Raw genomic sequence first — 18,948 nt, 5'->3', positions numbered from 1 at the left:
TGCGTGACCAATACTCAAATTTCTATCAAACTGAACAGTAATTTTCTAAAATGGAAAAGAGGGTGTTCCAGCATGACGCAAAAACTTCCGCTGCAGATATCCAGCCGGTTAACGCTGCCGGTAATCAATGCCCCCATGTTTCTGGTCTCGGGACCCGAGCTTGTCATGGAAAGCTGCAAGGCGGGGATAATCGGTTCCTTCCCCTCCTTAAACGCCCGCACACCGGAAATCCAGGACGAGTGGATGGGTCGCATCAAGGAGGAATTGGCAGCCCATCAGGCTGCCAACCCGGACGCAAAGACGGCTCCCTGGGCCATGAACATTGTGGCCCACAGGACGAACAAGCGGCTGGAGACTGATATGAACCTGGTCCTCAAACATCGGCCACCCATCATCATTACATCCCTCGGGAGTCCCAAACCGATTGTGGAGGTGGTTCATGCCTATGGCGGACTGGTGTTCTCCGATGTGATATCGCTTCCTTTTGCGAGAAAAGCCGCCGAGGCGGGCGTCGACGGTTTGATCCTGGTATGCGCCGGGGCAGGCGGACACGCGGGAACCATCAACAGTTTTGCCTTTGTCGAAGCGGTTCGCGAGTTCTATGACGGGCTCCTGATTCTGGCCGGAAACATTTCCAGCGGACGTGCCATTCTGGCTGCCGAGGCCCTGGGGGCCGACCTGGCATACATGGGAACCCGCTTTATCGCCACCAAAGAAAGCATGGCCAGTGATGAATACAAGCAAATGCTGATTGACGCAACCCTGGAGGATCTGGTCTACACCAATGCCTTTACCGGAGTGCACGCCAATATGCTCAAGCCCAGCATTCGCAAAGCGGGGTTGGACCCGGACAACCTGAAACCAAAGAATTCGGTGGATCTTGAGTTCATAGAAAACAAGGAAGTAAAGGCCTGGAAGGACATCTGGTCCGCCGGGCAGGGGGTGGGGGCCGTTAAGAAAGTTCAGCCTGTCGCTGAACTGGTGGCGGACCTTCAACGGGAATACGATGAGGCGCTTGCCGGGTTGTGCAAAGGGAAGCGGGTCCAGGGATGAATCTTACAAAGATCCTTTATGACAAATCGGACGGTATTGCGAAGATTACGCTGAATGACCCGGAAAGACGCAATCCCCTTAGTGCGGCTCTGGCGGAGGAATTGATCTGTGCCATTTCGGATGCGGACCGGGACGAATCGGTTCGGGTAATGATCCTGACCGGAGCGGGAAGCGCTTTTTCCGCAGGGGGAGACTTGGCCGCCTTCTCGCAAGGGGGGCAAAAATCAGCCCCCGATCATCACCGGGAGGGGAAAGCCACCACGGAACTGTTCCGCTTGGGCGCATCCGTTCGCAAGCCGATCATCGCAGCCGTCAACGGGCATGCGTTGGGTGGTGGCTGCGGTTTGGCAGCCATGGCTCACATCACGCTGGCGTCCGAAGAGGCCAAGTTCGGCACAACGGAAATCAAGGTAGGACTCGTCCCTATGGTGATACTACCGTGGATCCGGCGGGCGGTTGGCCATAAGAAAACGTTGGAGATGATGCTGACGGGTGACCTCTGCAGTGCACAGGAAGCGCAGGCAATCGGACTGGTGCAACGAGTGATCCCGGCTGATCGACTGCAGGAGGAGGCGATGGATTTGGCCCGCAAAATTGCGGGTTACAGTCCGCTTGCCATACAGCTGGGACTTGATGCGTTCTACAACACGGAAGAAATGGACCTGTTGAAGGGGCTGGATTACCTGAATACCCTGCGGGTGGTGAGTTTCCTCAGCGAAGACCTGCAGGAGGGAGCACGGGCTTTCATTGAGAAGCGGGCTCCCCGTTTTATCGGCCGGTGAGGGGCTGAAGGGGACCATTTTCTCGAATGCGGTTTCACAATGAGGCCAGGGAGGGATCAACTTGACGGACAAACGTCTGGTGTATTGGGAGCGGGAAGACAAACTTGTCATTATTACCATTGACAATCCTCCGCTCAACGTGTTGAGTTTTGAGGTGATGGAGCAACTGGAGGAAGTGCTGCGCCAGGTTGCCGCCGATCCGGAAATATCGGTAGTGATTGTGACCGGGGCGGGTGAGAAGGCCTTTGTAGCCGGAGCCGACATCAAGGGATTCCCGTCCATGATGGAGATGGATGAGGAGGACCTGTATCGGCAAGCCCTTCGTATACACAGACCGTTTAATCTGTTGGACTCCATTGACAAACCGGTGATTGCCGCAGTCAACGGGTTGGCACTGGGTGGTGGATGTGAACTGGCATTGGCCTGCGACATCCGTATCATGGAGGAGCAAGCGCTGATCGGGCTGCCGGAAATCAAGTTGGGAATCTTCCCGGGAGGCGGGGGAACGCAGCGTTTGCCGCGGTTGATCGGGGAAGCAAGAGCCAAAGAAATGATGTTTACCGGGGAACCGATTACGGCCGAAGAGGCTTTGCGAATCGGCCTGGTCAACCGGGTGGTCCCACAGGGGCAAGCGCTGGCCAGCGCGAAGGAACTGGCGGGCAAAATTGCGGGAATGTCTCTGCCCGCCCTGACCCGGATCAAGAAGTGCGTCGATGAGGGGCTTCATCTGCCCATACTGGAAGGAATGGCCGTAGAAGCCAAGTATTTCGCAGAGATTTTTAAGCTGGAAGACGCTCGCGAAGGGATCCACGCCTTCATTGAGAAACGGGTTCCCCGGTTTGCCAATCGTTGACTGTCGCGGTCGGACCGGGTAACGCCAATCAAAAGCAAGTAGTGACTGCCGGTTTTATTATCGAAACCATTAAAGAGATAAGTCTCAGGTAGTAGAGGCTTGTCTCTTTATTTGGCTTTCTATCCAAATGTACGGAATCTTACAGTTTATGAGAAGGGTTTAAGGTAAGATGGGTGTAGGTGATGCGGAATGAACCTGGAAGCCTATCTGAACCGAATTGGCATTGAAGGTCGTGGAAGTGCCGATTTGGCTTTTCTGTCTCACCTGCAATCCCAACACATGCTGAGTGTTCCCTTCGAAAATCTGGACATCCACCGGGGCATCCGAATTACACTGGATGCGGACCGGATTTTTCAAAAAGTGGTCGGAAATCGGCGCGGCGGATTCTGTTACGAACTGAACGGCCTGCTTTATTATGCACTTCGGGAACTTGGGTACGATGTTACGATGGTTTCCGGAGAAGTCAAACGGAAAGACGGCACCTATGGGCCGCCATTTGACCATCTGGCCCTGCTTGTTCACTTGGACAGGGATTACTTGGTGGATGTGGGTTTCGGCGACTCCGTGCGAACCCCCCTGCCGATGACGGGAGAAGAAGTAGAAGACGTAAGCGGGCTCTATAGGATACAACTGGATTCTACAGTACCCCATGGGTACCTGTTCCAAAAGAAAATCGAAGGGGAATGGGTGGCCGAATACAGGTTCACCACTGTCCCCAGACTCTTTGAGGATTTCGCCGACATGTGCGAGTACCACCAAACCTCTCCCCAGTCCAGTTTTACGCAAAAGGAGCTGGCATCCTTGTCCACCCCTACAGGAAGGGTCACTTATTCGGGGGATGATTTGATCATCACTGAAGGGAAAGAGAAAACCAGGGTTCCAATCCAATCGGATGGGGACAAACGGCGCATCCTGCAGCATTATTTTGGCATCGCCATTTGAGTGGGGATTTTTTTGGAATCTGTGGTATAACTAATGGAAGGCATTGCTTGTCTCAATGCCTGACTAAGATGTGTATGCAAGGAAGGCGATGAGTATGACCAAGACCCCGGAAGAAACACGTGTAATATGCGGAATGTCAGGCGGCGTCGACTCTTCTGTCACGGCGCTTCTCTTGAAGCAGCAGGGGTACGATGTCATCGGGGTCTTTATGAAAAATTGGGATGACACCGACGAATTCGGGCACTGCACAGCCGAGGACGATTATCACGACGTAAGGCGCGTTTGCGAACATATTGGCATTCCCTACTACACCGTAAATTTCGAAAAAGAATACATGGAGAAAGTGTTTCAATACTTCCTGGATGAATACCGGAGCGGACGAACCCCGAACCCGGACGTGATGTGCAACCGGGAGATCAAGTTTGGCGAATTTCTGGAGAAAGCCCTGGAGTTGGGGGCGGATTACATCGCGACGGGGCATTATGCCCAGGTGAGGCTTGCGGACGGAGAGTACCAATTGCTGCGTGGAGCGGATTCCAACAAGGACCAGACCTATTTTTTGAACGCATTGAACCAGTATCAATTGTCAAAAGCCATGTTTCCCATCGGGCATTTGACCAAGCCGCAGGTTCGGCAAATCGCGCTGGACGCAAACCTTCCCACTGCCAGAAAGAAAGACAGCACGGGGATTTGCTTCATTGGGGAAAAGAATTTCAGGGAATTCCTGCGCAATTACCTCCCGGCGCAACCGGGTGAGATGAGAACCACGTCGGAGGAAGTCGTGGGAAGACACGAAGGACTGATGTACTACACATTGGGACAACGTCACGGTCTGGGGCTTGGGGGCGCGGGTGACCCCTGGTTTGTGGTGGATAAAGACCTGGAGCGCAACATTCTGTATGTGGAACGGGGCTCCGACCATCCGCGGCTGCACTCCAAAGGGTTGCTGGCCACCAATGTGAACTGGATCAGCCAGAAGGAAACCCGTGATATCATCAAGTGCACGGCCAAGTTCCGTTACCGTCAACCGGATCAAGGGGTAACGGTTCATCGCAAACCGGACGGCACCTGTGAAGTAATCTTTGATGAATTGCAAAAAGCGGTCACCCCCGGACAGGCTGTCGTGTTCTACGACGGGGAAGTCTGCTTGGGCGGCGGGACCATTGACAAGGTATATCGGGAGTAATACAAAAGCCACTGTCTCCGGCAGTGGCTTTTGTATTATCATTTACAGTGGGAGGGAGAGAAGGAGCTGCAAGAGATCCGAAAGGAGTTGGCAGCTCAAAACAAGAGCGATCTGTGAGGAGTTGTCTGTCATGTCCATGGTCAGCGCTGGCCTTGCATTGGCTGTACTACAGCCTGTATGCTCTGGGCGCTTTTTCTGCTGGCCATCGGTTTCGGAGTCTGGGGAATGAAGTACTTATTTTGACAAAAATCATGTGGGATTTGTCACTCTCTGACAGTGCGGTGGTTCCTATACTGGAAGCAAGAAGACGTACCTTCAGATTGGGTGATCCTATATGACCTCCTATCATACCCTGATTCAAAGAATCAAGCGAAAACCGGTGCAGGCCGCAAGACATGTCGTACAGGCCGGATTTACTCTGTTTATGCTTTATGTGGGATGGCAGTTTTACCGCTTCTATCTGCACTTTGAGTCCATGGGCATCGAACCTTATGTCGAGCGGCCTGCGGCTGTGGAAGGGTTTCTTCCGATCAGCGCTCTGGTGGCAGTAAAGGCATGGATCTCCACTGGCTACTTCGACATGATTCACCCGGCGGGCTTGGTCTTGTTGCTGTTCTTTGTCACTTCAGGAATCTTCCTGAAAAAAACGTTCTGCAGCTGGATGTGCCCGGTTGGCACGATTAGCGAGGGGCTTGGCCGACTGAGCCAGAAACTGTTCAGGAAAACATTTGAACCGCCCAAGTGGCTGCAATACGTGCTGTATCCGCTGAAGTACCTGCTGCTTCTGTTTTTCATCAAAGGGATTTTGATTGACATGCCGGGGTTTGTCGCTTTGCAGTTTCTCGACAGTCCCTATAACAGGGTATCGGACGTTAAAATGATGCTGTTCTTCATAGACATGAGCCGAACAGCCCTAAAGATCATTCTGGTGCTGATCTTGCTGTCGATGTTTGTAAAGAACTTCTGGTGCCGTTTTCTGTGCCCTTATGGTGCAATGATTGGACTGGGCTCACTGTTCCGTATAACTGGAATCAAACGGGAACCGTCCAGCTGCATCAACTGTGACAACTGCACCCGGGTCTGTCCTCAAGGAATTAAAGTATCGGATCAAGGCTGCGTTTTTACCCCGGAATGTACCGCCTGCATGCAGTGTGTGGAAGCATGTCCGATCCCAAGTACTTTGGAGATGACCATTGCCCGCAAGAAGGTGAACAAATGGGTGGCACCCGCCGTTTTTTTCACAGCATTCTTTGGAGTGGTGGGTCTGGCCAAACTGCTGGGGATTTGGGAAACTGCCATGACTTACGAGGAGTTCCGGGAACTGGTTCCCTTTGCGAAGGAGATTGGGCACTGATTTTTGCAATTTTTGAATTGAATATGGTAAACTGAGGACATAAAGCTAGTCCACTTGCATAAGCATAAGAAAGACCGCAGGTGCTGCTACACCTACGGTCAGTACAACAGTCGCCCTCGCAAGGGGCCGGCTCGGTGAGTTTTGAAATAGACCGCACTTCTTACCCAAGGGGCGGTCTATTTCCGTTTATGGAACGACAGCATCGAAATTACCAAGATCCCGAATGCAATCATCAGGGAGATGGATTCATATACTGTCATGGCATCACCCCCTTTCGTCAGGGGATGAGCCGACCGTCCATGAGGAGCCGATTCTATCGTACTGTTGCTAGTATAGCATTTTTTACCATCCGAGATTATAGGTATAAACTATGTTTATTTAAAAAAATATAGATTAGACAAATGACGATCTCCTGCTTAAACTGAAGAAAAAATGCCTCCGTGTTGCAGAAAGGGTTAAGCTTATCCTGTACAAAAATGGGGATTGGGTTGCCGATTATAAACGGATTCGTATTATGGCTGTCAAGGAATAGCGCGAAGAGGTCACAAAAAAGCTGTTGACAACGGTGATGTCAACAGCTTTGTCAATCAAGGGATTTCCCCTTCTTTGTTGCAGAGCGCATCCCCTGCTGGTGGGGCTTTTCCACGGTGGGGGTCTCTGCGGGGCTTTCCAGTCGATAGTTTCCCTGCTCGGGGAATGGTGGATTTTTTCAGGAATTGTGCAAGTACCAACCCGATTGCCACCGGTTGTAAAATAACAGATTTTTGATCAGTTATTTTCACCTTCTGGCGGCTGGATTTTCGAAATAACGGATTCGCAGATACTTATTGGGCACTTTTTATACCTTCGCGGCGATCAAGGGATGGCATAAGAGCCTCAAAATCCACTATTTCAAAATCACTACCCAAAATATCACAATAAGTACCTGAAAAAACCCTATTTCTCAGGGACGAGTCATTTTTTCACGGACGTGTCAATCACTGCACACCGAACCCATCCTCACAACAGACCAGCACTCAAAAACTGGGCTGGAATTGGTTCCAGAATAGGGGCGATCTCGGTAACCGATGTCGAACAAGGGTCCTTTTGTGGCTTTTCCGGTGACCTACAGATCTTCTTTCAAAAAATTGCTCTGCAATTGCTTCGGCTGCCAGGTGGCGATGAATACACCCAGCAGAATCAAGGCTCCGCCGACAAAGAAGCTGGCAGACAGATGCTCCTTCAGCAGTAGCCAGCCAAGCAGCGTTCCCACAACCGGCTGGAAGAAGAAGAACAACGATCCCACACTTGCTTCCATCAATTCCATCCCTTTGTTCCACAAGAAGAATGCCCCTGCGGTCGAGACAATCCCAAGGTATAGGACCCCCAAAACCGTTAAAGAATTAAACGAAACAGTCTGTGCCGCCGCCTCCCGCCATGCAAACGGTGTTGTGAACAATAGGGCAAACAGAATGGCATAAGTGGTAATGGTCAGGGAAGACATCCGCTCCGAGGCCAGTCTTACGTAAACCGACAGGAGCGCCCAGGTTACGGCAGCTCCCACAAGCATCAGCATTCCCCACTGATACCCTGGAGATTGAGCTTGCCAACCGTGAACAGTGACAACGCCCGCAAATGACAACAAAAAGGCACCCGTCTTGCGCAAAGTCAGGGATTCTTTGAGGACAAGCCTGCCAAACAGAACCATGAATGCCGGAGTCGCCGAAGTGATCAGCGCCCCGGTGTGGGCATCCGAATATTTCGTCCCGATAAACTGAAAGGATATGGAAACGAAATAGCCGATGAAACCGATCCAGCCAAGGAGCAGCCAATCTTTTGAGGTTAGCTGCTTCCGATTCAGTTCATTACGCCGAGACCACCATAAAATGCCATAAAGAAACAGAAACGCAACCGCGTACCGCAGCCAAACCAGCGTAATTGGCGGAATAAAGTCGAGCACGTACTTACTGACCACATACATACCGCCCCAAATGCTGGCTGCCAATGACAAACACAAAGCTCCCGCAAGCGATTTATTCATGTTGTTAACCTCCGTATCAGGGAATTCTGTTTCAAGGCTATAACCCCAAAACGGAGCGTGAACACGGTTCCTTCCCTCTCCGTTTTCGGGATCAGAAGGAAGCTGCGGGATGATCGATTTCAAACAGTCTCATGTAATACACGGGGAGTCCTCCTTTCTTTGCTTGAATGACTTTTCCACCAATTATAGAATATCAGGCCGGGTTTTGATAGAGAAAATGCAATCGTCAGGGAAATGGATTCATATACCGTCATAGATTGCGAATTTTACCCGTAAACCTTGTGCCGGCCACCTGACTGGATTACAATAAATTAATCAGGGTCATTTACTCGGAATTTGCAGACTACATTCCAGTGAGACGGAGAAAACGGGGGGCACAATCTATGAAGAAAATCGACCTGCGCAGCGACACAGTTACGCTTCCGACGGAAGCGATGAGACAAGCAATGGCCAGTGCCGAATTGGGCGATGATGTATATGGGGAAGATCCTACAGTCAACCGGTTGGAACAGTTGGCAGCGGAGAAGTTGGGGAAGGAAGCGGCGCTGTTTGTAACAAGCGGCACTCAGGGGAACCAGGTGGCGATCCTGACCCATGCAAGGGCTGGAGAAGAAATCATCCTCGAAGCCGATTCCCACATCTTCTACTATGAAGCGGCAGCCGCTTCCGCATTGGCAGGTGTTCAGACCCGAACACTGCCTGGAATCAGGGGAGCGATGGAACCTCAGGAAGTGGAGAAAGCGATTCGCGGAGTGGACATTCACTTCCCCCGCACCGCCCTGATCTGCCTGGAAAACACACATAACCGGGCGGGAGGTGCCGTGTTGCCTCCGGATTATATGCGTGCAATTCACGAAGTGGCCACACGCAAACAGGTCCCGGTTCATCTGGACGGGGCCAGGGTATTCAATGCGGCGGTCGCCCTTGGGATTGATGTCAAAGAAATTACACGGCACGTGGACACCGTTCAGATTTGCTTTTCAAAAGGACTCGGAGCGCCTGTTGGGTCCGTATTGGCGGGCCCGCAGGAATTTATCGATACGGCAAGACAATGGCGCAAGCGACTGGGAGGCGGCATGCGCCAGGCAGGTGTATTGGCGGCACCCGCAATTCTGGCACTGACAGAGATGGTTGACCGGTTGGCGGAAGATCACGACAATGCCAAGCGGTTGGCGCGCGCACTGGCTGACATTAAGGGTCTCCAGGTGGATCCGCAAACGGTTGAAACGAATATTGTGATTGCCGATGTGTCGGGAACGGGGAAGTCTGCAGTTGAAATTCTTGAATTGCTTGCCGAGGAGGGCATCCTGGCAGTTGATTTTGGCGAGACATTGGTCCGGTTCGTAACGCATAAGGATGTCAGCCGGTTTGATATTGACGAAGCGATCACCCGTATTCATCGAGTGATACAGGGAGTGGCCTAGATGGATTTGTTTTCGATACAGGCGGAAGAAGCTCAAAAGGGCATGGCCCCGTTGGCGGCAAGGATGCGTCCACGCACACTGGACGAACTGATCGGACAGGAAGACATTGTGGGGCCGGGGAAATTATTGAGGAGAGCGATTGAAGCGGATCAGTTGTCTTCCCTCATTCTGTATGGACCGCCGGGGACAGGAAAGACGACCATTGCCAAAATTATTGCCGGGCACACCAAGTCCTATTTTCACACGCTGAATGCAGTTACGGCGGGAGTGGCGGATATCCGGCAGGTAGTGGAAGAGGCAAAGAACAGGCTGGCGATGTACAACCAGCGAACGGTGCTGTTTGTGGATGAGATTCACCGGTTCAACAAGGCACAGCAGGATGCGCTGCTGCCGCATGTGGAGGATGGCTTGATCAAACTGATCGGGGCGACGACGGAAAACCCGTTCTTTGAAGTAAACGCTGCGCTGCTTTCCCGCTCCCAGGTATTCCCCCTCAAGCTGTTGTCAGAAACCCAATTGGAACAGGTTGCCCGCAAGGCGTTGTCTGACCCGGAGCGTGGATTGGGCCATTTTTTGGTAAAGATAGAAGATGAGGCTCTCACTCACCTGGTTCGATATGCGGACGGGGATGCGCGGCGTTTGTTGAATGCCCTTGAGCTGGCTGTTCTGTCGACGCCTCCGGGGCCTGACGGAACCATCCACGTAACCTTGGAGGTGGCGGCCGAGTCCATTCAGCGGCGGGCCGTCCGGTATGACAAATCGGGAGATCAACACTACGACACCATATCGGCTTTTATCAAATCCATCCGGGGATCGGACCCGGATGCGGCGCTGTTCTGGCTGGCAAGAATGATTGATGCCGGAGAGGACCCGCGTTTTATAGCGCGGCGGCTAGTCATATCTGCCTCGGAGGATATTGGCAATGCGGACCCACAGGCTCTTCAGGTGGCGGTAGCCGCATTTCAGGCGGTTGAATTGATTGGAATGCCGGAGGGACGAATCACGTTGGCGCAAGCCACCACCTATCTGGCCTCTGCTCCCAAGAGCAACGCTGCCTACAAAGGGATGGGAGAAGCGCTTGGTGCAATCAGGGAAGGCGGATCGGTGGAAGTACCGGTTCATTTGCGGGATGCAAGCTACAAGGGGGCCTCGCAATTGGGCCATGGCAAAGGGTATCTGTACCCCCACAATTACCCGGGGAATTATGTGGAGCAGAGTTATCTGCCGGAAGCCTATCGTGGCAAGACTTTTTACCGGCCCACTGCAAACGGGTATGAACAAACGATTCGCAACTATCTAAGATCCATTGGCAAGTTGGGGCCGGAGGGAACAAATGGAAACTAAACCGCATCTGAGTTCCGCACAGATGGTGCCAGCGAAAACTGGAACTCCGCTCACACCGCAGCGAAAAATCATGTATGCGCTGATTGCACGACGTTTGGCGGTGTTTGTCCTGGGCTTATGGATCATGAGTTATGGGATTGTGACCGTGGTCAAGGCGAATTTTGGCGTATCTCCATGGGATGTCCTGCATCTGGGAATTGTTCAGCATACGGGCTTGTCATTTGGCCGGGTGACGCAATTGGTGGGGGTGGTGATTTTGGCCTGTGCTTGCATTCTGATGAAGAGGTGGCCCACCTTTGGTGCAATCGCCAACATGATTGTGGTTGGCGAGTTCATCAACCTGATCCTGCGACTGCATCTGGTTCCGGAATGGGAGACTATCGGTGCCAGGATCGGTTTGTTCGTTGCGGGACTGATTATTTCCGGTTTCGGCACCGGTATCTACATCCAGTCTCAGCTGGGTGCCGGGCCCCGTGACTGGCTGATGCTGGCCCTGCATGAGAAAACAGGCTGGGCCATCCGTTGGGTACGTACCATTCTGGAAGTGGCTGCTGTCAGCATCGGACTTTGTCTGGGCGGTCCGTTCTTCTGGGGGACGATCATTTTTTCCTTAACGATTGGGCATACAACGGAGTACGGTCTGCGTATGGCAAAAAAATGGTTCGGCAAGTATACGGAGAGGAGAGAGGTTGCGTGAAACTGTCAACAAAAGGTCGGTATGGTGTGACATTAATGGTGGATCTGGCCATGTACCAAGGGGAAGGACCGATATCTCTGAAATCCATCGCGGAAAGGGAAGACTTGTCCGAACACTACCTGGAGCAGTTGATTGCTCCTCTGCGGAATGCCGGACTGGTTCGTTCGATTCGGGGAGCCTATGGAGGATATGTGTTGGCCAAATCTCCACAGGAAATTACCATCGGCGATATCGTCCGGGTATTGGAAGGTCCGATCACGGTGGTAGAAGACCCGGAGGACGATCTCAACTACATCTGGGAACAAGTCCGGGAAGCAATCAACAAGGTGCTCGATTCGGTTACGCTGGCGGATGTCGCAGAGCGGAAGAAATCGGGCGGAGATAACTTCATGTTTTACATTTAGTGGGGTGATTCCACAATGACTTTACTCTATCTCGACAACGCAGCCACGACGCCCCTTCATCCCGAAGTGAGGGCGGCCATGGCTCCGTATCTGGAAGCTGAATACGGGAACCCGTCCAGCATGCATGCTGCCGGAAGAAGGGCCCGGCAAGCGGTGGAGAAAGCGCGGGAGCAGCTAGCCAAAGCACTTGGCGCACCAGCCAACGATATTGTCTTTACAAGTGGCGGCACCGAGTCGGACAACTCCGCCATTGTGGGTGCGGTTCTTGCCAATAGGGCGGAGAGGCGGCATATCGTCACCACGACTATCGAACACCATGCGGTCCTGCAAACCTGTGAATTTTTGGAAAAAATGGGCTGCGAGGTCACCTACATATCACCTGATTCCGATGGGATTGTGAAGAAGGAGGAGGTTTTGGCCGCCATCCGTCCGGATACGGCTGTGGTATCCGTCATGTACGTGAACAACGAGACGGGGGCCATCCAACCGGTGGAGGAAATTGCCCATGCTTGCGCTGAGCAGGGAGTCCTTTTTCATACGGATGCGGTTCAGGCTGTGGGACTGCTGCCCATCGACGTAAAAGCCGGAAAAATTGACATGCTGTCTTTGTCGGGCCACAAGCTGCACGGTCCCAAAGGAATCGGAGCTCTCTATGTCCGGCGGGATGCCAATTGGCATCCGATCCTGCACGGAGGTTCCCAAGAGAGAAAAAGGCGTGCCGGAACGGAGAACGTGGCTGGAATTGTCGGTCTGGGTGCTGCCATTGAGCGGATGGTTAAGCACCGGAGGGCGAATTACGAACATATTCTTGCCCTTAAACATCGTATGCTGGATATTCTGAAGGAAGAAGTTGACTTTCTGGTGGTCAATTCACCGGAACAATCGGTTCCATCCATTGTGTCCGTTTCTTTTCCCGGGGTGTCGGCCGATACCATGCTGATGAACCTGGATATGGCGGGGATTGCGGCTGCCAGCGGCTCTGCGTGCACTTCAGGCTCTTTGCAGCCATCCCATGTACTGACGGCGATGAACCTGGAGCCAACCTGTGTGAAATCGGCCATTCGTTTCAGCTTCTCGGAACAGACTACCCTGGAGGAAGTGGAGACGGCTGCGTACAAGACGGCGGCCATTGCAAATAAATTGAAAAGAAGGTAATCCATGCGAATGAAGATGCCCGGGAACGGGCATTTTTTCTTTGTGACGGTCACAACGGCAGGGGGTGACAGGATGAGACGGACACTGCCATGGGTTGGAATGCGGGTCATTGAGCTTGAAAAAGGCGACGGTGTTGGGAAAGTGGCAGATTTGTTGTTTGACCGAAACCACCGGGCCTCCGTTCTCCTGATTGACAGAGAGGGGGTGTTGACAGGACGCGGGGCCATACTTTTTGCCGATATAGACTCCTTTGGCGAGGATGCGGTCACTATCGAATCGCCTGAATTCGTTGGCGATTTGGAATGGACGGAGGGCGGTTTGTACCTTATAACCGGCGACAATCCGCTCGTGGGAAAGGAAATTTTAACGGAGGATGGCAATCTTCTGGGCACGGTGGCAGATGTTTACATTGGAGGGGAAACGGACAACATAGTAGGGTACGAAGTGTCGGACGGCTTGCTGGCAGATTTGGTAACGGGGCGGAAGTGGCTGCCCTATTCGGATACGCTGCAAATCGGGGAGCAAATTATTGTAAGGCAGACTGCAAAGCTTTCCGACCTCCAAACTCACACATAGGAGGAATTCACCGCATGATGCGCTGTCCCAATTGCAATTGCCGAGATATCGGAAAGATCGGCACCAACCAGTATTATTGCTGGGACTGCTTTGTCGAATTCAGTCTGATCGGGGATGAAGTCAAACTCTATCAAGTGGAAGAGGACGGCTCCCTTGTCTCATTCAGCGACCTGCAGGCCATGGAACAAGAGATTCAGCAAATCGGATAAAACACAAGGAGGAACTGACGCATGTCCAACATTGATTCCGCAACGAACGCCGTAGAACAAGCTGCTCCGCGTAAATTGGGAGACACCTGGGAAGGATGGGCTGGGGAAATTGAGGAAAACAGTGGAGATCTTGCCACATCCCCTTGGTATTTCCTAAGTTTTTACACAGTTGCCTTATTGGTTTTGCACGGCATGGCGTGGTTCCTGTGGTTTCTGGGTGAGCCCCGGCTCGCACAGATCGGATTATGGTTGAAAAATACGGTTCTGATTGGCGGGGTAACCGCGCTGACAGTGATGGACCTTGGTCTGCTGCTGATAGTTGCCACTGTGCTGACCGGTAAAAATTTTGTTCCGCACTATAAAGGCAAACATATTGCCTTATCGCCGCTGCTGCCGATGATTGTCAAGATTGGGGGGCGAATGGGACTGTCAAAAGACCGTATTTCAAACTCTTTGCTTCAGGTTGGGAACCGGATTACAGCTGCCAATGTGAAACAGATCCAATCAAGGGAATTGTTGATTCTGCTTCCCCGCTGTCTTACCAAGGTGATGAGAGATTCCATCAATGAGATCGCAGCCAGGTACAATGTAGTGGCCCATGTTTGCGGCGGCGGACAACAGGCTCGCCAGTTGCTGGCCGAGAAAAAACCCAAAGGCGTCATTGCGGTGGCGTGCGAACGGGACCTGATGGCAGGCGTGCAGGATGTGGGGGCCGCCATTCCGGTAATCGCCATCGCCAACAAGCGTCCGGAAGGTCCTTGCCGGAATACGCATATTGATCTCCTTGAGATGGAAAACGCTTTTCGTACATTTCTGGGAAACGATTGAATCTTGACAAGCCTCCTCCCCTGTCGCTTAATGGTTATGTGACGAGCAACAGCCGGGAGGTTTTTTCTTGATGAGCAAAGTCCGTTTATTCCTTGAAATGATTAAATTTGAACATACCATATTTGCCCTGCCATATGCCTATATCGGCATGATCATGGCCAGTTTCTACAAAAACGGGGATTGGCCCGGCTGGGGGATCTTCTTCTGGATTACGATGGCCATGGTGGGTGCACGAAGCGCTGCCATGGCTTTGAACCGTTTGATTGACATGAAGATTGATGCGAAGAACCCGCGCACGGCTGACAGGGAACTGCCGCGGGGCGCCATATCGATTCTTGAGACAGTGGCCTTTATAGTGCTGTCCCTCGGGTTGCTCGGCGTTTCGGCATGGATGCTGAATCCTCTCTGTTTCTACCTGATGCCGGTGGCCGTATTTTTCCTGGTACTGTATCCCTATACAAAGCGGTTCACATGGGCTTGTCACCTGATTCTCGGGATCACGGACGGCTTGGCGCCCTTGGGAGCCTGGATTGCGGTAACGGGAAGCTTTGATCTGCCGGGACTGTTGCTTGCCGGGGCAGTAGCAGCCTGGATCGCAGCTTTTGACATTATCTATGCTTGTCAGGACGTGGACTTCGATCTCCGGGAAGGGCTTCATTCCATCCCGAGCCGGTTTGGCATTGCAGGCGGACTTTGGATTTCACGCATACTGGACGTGGCAACGATTGTTCTCTTTTTGCTGATCCCGTTGTACGTGCAGCTTGGCTGGATCTATCTGATCGGCGTGGCTGTAGTGGCAGTTCTGTTGGTATACGAGCACCTGATCATCTCATCCCATGATATGTCTCGAATAGACATTGCCTTCTTCAAGGTCAACAGCATTGTCGCGACGGTGGCTTTTGTGTTTACTTTTACTGATATTGCCTGGCGGTTGGTTTGATCGATCATACGGGTAAGTTTGACAGAATCTGTAGGGAGCCTACTAACGGATCGACAGGTGAACACGGTAACCGCATTTCTGCTTCTCGATAGCGGCACTGGGTGCCGTTAAGCCAGCAGGTGCTTCGCGATAGCGGCACCGTGTGCCGTTAAGCCAGAAAATGGTTCGCTTTTCAAAGCCACCTGCAATGATAAGAAAAAATAGAACTGAATTTCAGTGTTATTTTTGTCGATTCAAAGGTATGTCCAGAATTAAAACTGTTTTTCAGCCCTATATGCTGTTTCTTGGTTGCGCACCTCCAGAACCCCCGAATAAGGTTGAAAATCAGCTCTATTTTTGATGTGGCAATCAAACTGTCAAAAATAAGACTGACAATCAGTCCTATTGCAATGGAGCTCCGTCCGGCTTACCTTTGACCGGTTTTTGAAATAGGGGCGAAACTAACGCCCCTAACTTCAGACAAGCTTGTTTATAGAACTTGGACAATCGGCATATACTGTAACAATGTAGCGCTTGTGACGACTCGGTAAGCAGATTGTTCAAGGGGGTGCTACCCAAATGGAAAGGGCCCCGCGAAACCGTTCACTGGAAATTGCGCTGTTGGTACTGATCCTGCTTGGGTGCGTTTTTTTGCTGACCCAGATGAGCGGCCTGTTGCTTGGAATCTGGGTTGTTTTGCGTGCGGTGCTCGCTCCATTTTTGATATCGGTCATCATATCCTATCTGTTGAATCCGATCGTCAACAAGCTGGTGTCGCGTGGGGTTCCCCGCGGCGTCAGCGTGATCATCATCTATTTCGTTTTTTTTACTCTAGTGACGGTGGTGCTTGTCAACAGCATTCCCATCTTTGTTACTCAGTTAAAGGAGTTTGTTGAAACCCTTCCTTCCATCATTGAACAGGTGGAGAAATGGAGCAAAAACCTGGATGATGGAGCCCGAGCCATGCCGGAAGCGATACACCGTGCGATTGACACCAATCTGATTGCTCTCGAAGAAGCGCTTACACGCTACATCACCAATTTGCTCGGATCTCTGGGCAGTACGCTGGAGTGGCTTTTCACGGTTTTGGTCATTCCGTTTCTTGTTTTCTATATGCTGAAAGATTTAAAGGTCTTTGAGAGAACCGTTGTTGCCCTATTTCCCACCCGTCACCGGAAAGAACTGATTGAACTGATCAAATCCATTGACGAGGCGCTGGGGAGCTACGTTCGCGGCCAACTGCTGGTGATGCTGGCGGTTGGGGTCTTGACCTATGTGGGATACCTGATCGTCGGAATGCCTTACAGTCTGATGCTGGCTCTGGTCGTGGCCATTACCAACATCATTCCTTACATCGGTCCCTTTATCGGGGCGGCACCGGCCATCATTCTGGCTTTCACCGTTTCACCGCTCATGGCGCTGAAAGTTACAATCGTCAATCTGGTCGTGCAGCAGCTCGAAGGAAATGTCATTTCACCGCAAATCGTCAGCAGAACCTTGGATCTTCACCCTCTGTTAATCATCTTTGCCCTGCTGCTTGGCGGTGAAGTAGGCGGAGTTGTCGGATTAATTCTGGCGGTTCCGTTTGTCGCCATCCTGAAAGTGGTTCTCGAACACTTGGTGGAACATTATGTGCGCCGGTAGAAGGAAATTGCAGGCAAAAAGCGAATAAGTTCCGAGGGGATCTGCAAGACTACCAAAAAGAGGTGTCCAATCCATGACTTCACATCTCGACAAGACGATGATGTTTTCGGGGAACAAAGAAGAGGCCAATGAGGCGAAGAAAGCTTTGCTTGTTGCATATGAGGCCCTGAAAGTAAAGGGATACAATCCGATCCATCAGATCGTGGGATATTTGATTTCCGGCGATCCTGCATACATTACCAGTCACAATGACGCACGCAATACGATTCGCAAGGTGGAGCGGGATGACCTGATCGAAGAGCTGGTTCGGGCTTACCTCGCAGATCGCACATGATCGGACGCATTATGGGCGTGGATCTCGGTGATGTCCGGATCGGAGTCGCAGTCAGTGACCCCCTTGGCATGTCCGCCCAGGGCATTGAAGTGATTCGCAGGAAATCGGAAGCCGAAGACATCAAGCGGATCGGGGAACTGCTGCACCAATATGAAGTGCAGAAGATTGTGCTTGGATTTCCCAAGAACATGAACGGGACAATCGGGCCCCGTGGGGAAATGACTCAGCAGTTTGCCACCTTGCTGAAAGACACCTTCCAGCTTCCTGTGGTTCTATGGGATGAGAGATTGTCCACCATGGCGGCGGAACGGATGCTGATTGAGGCGGATGTCCGGCGGGACAAACGCAAGCAGGTGGTCGACAAGATGGCGGCTGCCATTATTCTGCAAAATTATCTGGATTCACTTTGAGAATACAATCACCGGCGATAAGGGAGTGTAACAATGAGCGAAGTAGAACGGGAAAACGTGATTGTCCTGACGGATGAAGACGGTGGGGAACACGAATTCGAAGTATTGGAAGTGCTTGAAGTCGAACAGAAAACCTACGCAATTCTGCAGCCAACCGACACTCAAGATGACGAAGCAATCATTCTTCGTGTGGAGAAAGACGACAACGGTGACGAAGTTCTGGTGAACATCGAAGATGACGACGAGTGGGACAGAGTGGCGGAGATGTATGATACTCTGCTGTTCGAGGAACTTGACCAGGAATAAGATGAAAACCCGAGCCCCAGGCTTGGGTTATTTTGTTATAATGGGAGGGGAAAAAGGGGGACGAAGATGGTATCCTTCAACAAATGGTCGCGGACTTGGAAAATAGTAGTGCTTGTCATATTGATAGGCATGGCGGGCACCGTTTACATCTGGAGACAGTGGCTGCCGCCTGCTGGAAGGCAGGGAACAGTTACGGTCGAAATTCCACAGGGAGCTTCTCCCGAGAAAATAGCCAACCTATTGGCAGAAAAGGAACTGATTCGAAATCCCTTGCTGTTTCGACTGGCGGCGCGCTGGGGTGGACAAGCCGGGAACCTTCAGGCAGGCACCTATACAATCACACAGGGTTCCACAATTTCCGAAATTCTTGACTTAATTGGAAAAGGTAAGGTCACGGTTCGCACGGAACGTTTTACAATTCCCGAGGGATACACCATCGAGCAAATAGCGGACACCCTGGCACAAAAAGGGCTGGCAGACCGGAAACGGTTCCTGGAAGAAGCTGAAA

22 protein-coding genes are annotated in these 18,948 nt (G+C 51.9%); 20 read left to right on the top strand and 2 right to left on the bottom strand.

Annotation, left to right across the window (positions count from 1 at the left end):
- Positions 1-72 precede the first annotated feature (72 nt).
- The 6 genes from EFBL_RS10310 (at position 73) to EFBL_RS10285 (ending at position 6,170) form a co-directional block, all read left to right on the top strand.
- Complete coding sequence (locus EFBL_RS10310) at positions 73-1,053, top strand: NAD(P)H-dependent flavin oxidoreductase (protein ID WP_096182055.1); 981 nt, start codon at positions 73-75, stop codon at positions 1,051-1,053.
- A complete protein-coding gene (locus EFBL_RS10305) occupies positions 1,050-1,835 on the top strand; it encodes an enoyl-CoA hydratase/isomerase family protein (RefSeq protein WP_096182054.1) in 786 nt (261 codons plus the stop codon). Before EFBL_RS10310 ends, EFBL_RS10305 begins: the two co-directional genes overlap by 4 nt.
- A 61-nt stretch (positions 1,836-1,896) precedes the next feature.
- The gene (locus EFBL_RS10300) at positions 1,897-2,688 is read left to right on the top strand and encodes an enoyl-CoA hydratase/isomerase family protein (protein WP_096182053.1); all 792 of its coding nucleotides are present in this window, start codon (positions 1,897-1,899) and stop codon (positions 2,686-2,688) included.
- Positions 2,689-2,877: 189 nt separating this feature from the next.
- Positions 2,878-3,630 carry an arylamine N-acetyltransferase family protein gene (locus tag EFBL_RS10295; RefSeq protein WP_096182052.1) on the top strand — a complete coding sequence of 251 codons (753 nt, stop codon included), beginning with the start codon at positions 2,878-2,880 and terminating at the stop codon, positions 3,628-3,630.
- 94 nt (positions 3,631-3,724) lie between these two features.
- On the top strand, positions 3,725-4,816 hold the full coding sequence (gene mnmA / locus EFBL_RS10290) for a tRNA 2-thiouridine(34) synthase MnmA (protein ID WP_096182051.1): 1,092 nt from the start codon (positions 3,725-3,727) through the stop codon (positions 4,814-4,816).
- 334 nt (positions 4,817-5,150) lie between these two features.
- Complete coding sequence (locus tag EFBL_RS10285) at positions 5,151-6,170, top strand: 4Fe-4S binding protein (protein WP_096182050.1); 1,020 nt, start codon at positions 5,151-5,153, stop codon at positions 6,168-6,170.
- Between the two features lie 176 nt (positions 6,171-6,346).
- On the opposite strand, the gene EFBL_RS21870 is transcribed toward EFBL_RS10285, so the two are convergent.
- Positions 6,347-6,430 (bottom strand): putative holin-like toxin, encoded by an 84-nt coding sequence (locus tag EFBL_RS21870; RefSeq protein WP_369690098.1) that lies wholly within the window; start codon positions 6,428-6,430, stop codon positions 6,347-6,349.
- A gap of 845 nt (positions 6,431-7,275) precedes the next feature.
- Complete coding sequence (locus EFBL_RS10280; RefSeq protein WP_096182089.1) at positions 7,276-8,190, bottom strand: DMT family transporter; 915 nt, start codon at positions 8,188-8,190, stop codon at positions 7,276-7,278.
- Positions 8,191-8,573: 383 nt separating this feature from the next.
- On the opposite strand from EFBL_RS10280, the gene ltaE reads away from it, so the two are divergent.
- The 14 genes from ltaE to EFBL_RS21235 all read left to right on the top strand — a co-directional run.
- Entirely contained in the window at positions 8,574-9,614 is a 1,041-nt protein-coding gene (ltaE, locus tag EFBL_RS10275; protein ID WP_096182049.1) for a low-specificity L-threonine aldolase, read from the top strand.
- Positions 9,615-10,958 (top strand): AAA family ATPase, encoded by a 1,344-nt coding sequence (locus EFBL_RS10270; RefSeq protein ID WP_096182048.1) that lies wholly within the window; start codon positions 9,615-9,617, stop codon positions 10,956-10,958.
- Positions 10,948-11,655 carry a YczE/YyaS/YitT family protein gene (locus EFBL_RS10265; protein ID WP_096182047.1) on the top strand — a complete coding sequence of 236 codons (708 nt, stop codon included), beginning with the start codon at positions 10,948-10,950 and terminating at the stop codon, positions 11,653-11,655. The genes EFBL_RS10270 and EFBL_RS10265 overlap by 11 nt, the downstream gene beginning before the upstream one ends.
- Positions 11,652-12,059, top strand: a complete 408-nt coding sequence (gene cymR / locus EFBL_RS10260; protein ID WP_096182046.1) for a cysteine metabolism transcriptional regulator CymR — start codon at positions 11,652-11,654, stop codon at positions 12,057-12,059. Before EFBL_RS10265 ends, cymR begins: the two co-directional genes overlap by 4 nt.
- Positions 12,060-12,074: 15 nt before the next feature.
- Entirely contained in the window at positions 12,075-13,214 is a 1,140-nt protein-coding gene (locus tag EFBL_RS10255; protein WP_096182045.1) for a cysteine desulfurase family protein, read from the top strand.
- Positions 13,215-13,286: 72 nt separating this feature from the next.
- Positions 13,287-13,790: a PRC-barrel domain-containing protein gene (locus tag EFBL_RS10250; RefSeq protein WP_165912657.1), complete on the top strand. Its 504-nt coding sequence runs from the start codon at positions 13,287-13,289 to the stop codon at positions 13,788-13,790.
- Between the two features lie 14 nt (positions 13,791-13,804).
- Complete coding sequence (locus tag EFBL_RS10245) at positions 13,805-13,999, top strand: YrzR-like zinc ribbon domain (protein WP_096182043.1); 195 nt, start codon at positions 13,805-13,807, stop codon at positions 13,997-13,999.
- A gap of 21 nt (positions 14,000-14,020) precedes the next feature.
- Positions 14,021-14,827 (top strand): DUF116 domain-containing protein, encoded by an 807-nt coding sequence (locus tag EFBL_RS10240; protein WP_096182042.1) that lies wholly within the window; start codon positions 14,021-14,023, stop codon positions 14,825-14,827.
- Between the two features lie 70 nt (positions 14,828-14,897).
- Positions 14,898-15,767 carry a UbiA-like polyprenyltransferase gene (locus EFBL_RS10235; RefSeq protein WP_096182041.1) on the top strand — a complete coding sequence of 290 codons (870 nt, stop codon included), beginning with the start codon at positions 14,898-14,900 and terminating at the stop codon, positions 15,765-15,767.
- 558 nt (positions 15,768-16,325) lie between these two features.
- A complete protein-coding gene (locus EFBL_RS10230; protein ID WP_096182040.1) occupies positions 16,326-17,390 on the top strand; it encodes an AI-2E family transporter in 1,065 nt (354 codons plus the stop codon).
- A gap of 73 nt (positions 17,391-17,463) precedes the next feature.
- On the top strand, positions 17,464-17,724 hold the full coding sequence (locus EFBL_RS10225) for an IreB family regulatory phosphoprotein (protein WP_096182039.1): 261 nt from the start codon (positions 17,464-17,466) through the stop codon (positions 17,722-17,724).
- Entirely contained in the window at positions 17,721-18,134 is a 414-nt protein-coding gene (gene ruvX, locus EFBL_RS10220; protein ID WP_096182038.1) for a Holliday junction resolvase RuvX, read from the top strand. Before EFBL_RS10225 ends, ruvX begins: the two co-directional genes overlap by 4 nt.
- Before the next feature lie 33 nt (positions 18,135-18,167).
- The gene (locus tag EFBL_RS10215; RefSeq protein ID WP_096182037.1) at positions 18,168-18,440 is read left to right on the top strand and encodes a DUF1292 domain-containing protein; all 273 of its coding nucleotides are present in this window, start codon (positions 18,168-18,170) and stop codon (positions 18,438-18,440) included.
- A 66-nt stretch (positions 18,441-18,506) separates the two neighbouring features.
- On the top strand, positions 18,507-18,948 hold a 442-nt coding region (locus tag EFBL_RS21235), incomplete at its 3' end, for an endolytic transglycosylase MltG (RefSeq protein WP_231705756.1).

It is taken from the genome of Effusibacillus lacus (assembly GCF_002335525.1).
Classification (GTDB): Bacteria; Bacillota; Bacilli; order Tumebacillales; family Effusibacillaceae; genus Effusibacillus; species Effusibacillus lacus.
Note: the sequence above shows the minus strand (reverse complement) of the source record. Positions and strands in the feature narration are given on the sequence as shown.

Coding starts and splice junctions, on each gene's coding strand:
- EFBL_RS10215 (WP_096182037.1), top strand. CDS start 18,168: ATGAGCGAAGTAGAACGGGAAAACGTGATTGTCCTGACGGATGAAGAC.
- EFBL_RS10305 (WP_096182054.1), top strand. CDS start 1,050: ATGAATCTTACAAAGATCCTTTATGACAAATCGGACGGTATTGCGAAG.
- EFBL_RS10225 (WP_096182039.1), top strand. CDS start 17,464: ATGACTTCACATCTCGACAAGACGATGATGTTTTCGGGGAACAAAGAA.
- EFBL_RS10235 (WP_096182041.1), top strand. CDS start 14,898: ATGAGCAAAGTCCGTTTATTCCTTGAAATGATTAAATTTGAACATACC.
- EFBL_RS10255 (WP_096182045.1), top strand. CDS start 12,075: ATGACTTTACTCTATCTCGACAACGCAGCCACGACGCCCCTTCATCCC.
- EFBL_RS10245 (WP_096182043.1), top strand. CDS start 13,805: ATGATGCGCTGTCCCAATTGCAATTGCCGAGATATCGGAAAGATCGGC.
- EFBL_RS10310 (WP_096182055.1), top strand. CDS start 73: ATGACGCAAAAACTTCCGCTGCAGATATCCAGCCGGTTAACGCTGCCG.
- EFBL_RS10270 (WP_096182048.1), top strand. CDS start 9,615: ATGGATTTGTTTTCGATACAGGCGGAAGAAGCTCAAAAGGGCATGGCC.
- EFBL_RS10250 (WP_165912657.1), top strand. CDS start 13,287: ATGAGACGGACACTGCCATGGGTTGGAATGCGGGTCATTGAGCTTGAA.
- EFBL_RS10295 (WP_096182052.1), top strand. CDS start 2,878: ATGAACCTGGAAGCCTATCTGAACCGAATTGGCATTGAAGGTCGTGGA.
- EFBL_RS10285 (WP_096182050.1), top strand. CDS start 5,151: ATGACCTCCTATCATACCCTGATTCAAAGAATCAAGCGAAAACCGGTG.
- ltaE (WP_096182049.1), top strand. CDS start 8,574: ATGAAGAAAATCGACCTGCGCAGCGACACAGTTACGCTTCCGACGGAA.
- EFBL_RS10240 (WP_096182042.1), top strand. CDS start 14,021: ATGTCCAACATTGATTCCGCAACGAACGCCGTAGAACAAGCTGCTCCG.
- mnmA (WP_096182051.1), top strand. CDS start 3,725: ATGACCAAGACCCCGGAAGAAACACGTGTAATATGCGGAATGTCAGGC.
- EFBL_RS21870 (WP_369690098.1), bottom strand. CDS start 6,430: ATGACAGTATATGAATCCATCTCCCTGATGATTGCATTCGGGATCTTG.
- EFBL_RS10230 (WP_096182040.1), top strand. CDS start 16,326: ATGGAAAGGGCCCCGCGAAACCGTTCACTGGAAATTGCGCTGTTGGTA.
- EFBL_RS10280 (WP_096182089.1), bottom strand. CDS start 8,190: ATGAATAAATCGCTTGCGGGAGCTTTGTGTTTGTCATTGGCAGCCAGC.
- ruvX (WP_096182038.1), top strand. CDS start 17,721: ATGATCGGACGCATTATGGGCGTGGATCTCGGTGATGTCCGGATCGGA.
- EFBL_RS10265 (WP_096182047.1), top strand. CDS start 10,948: ATGGAAACTAAACCGCATCTGAGTTCCGCACAGATGGTGCCAGCGAAA.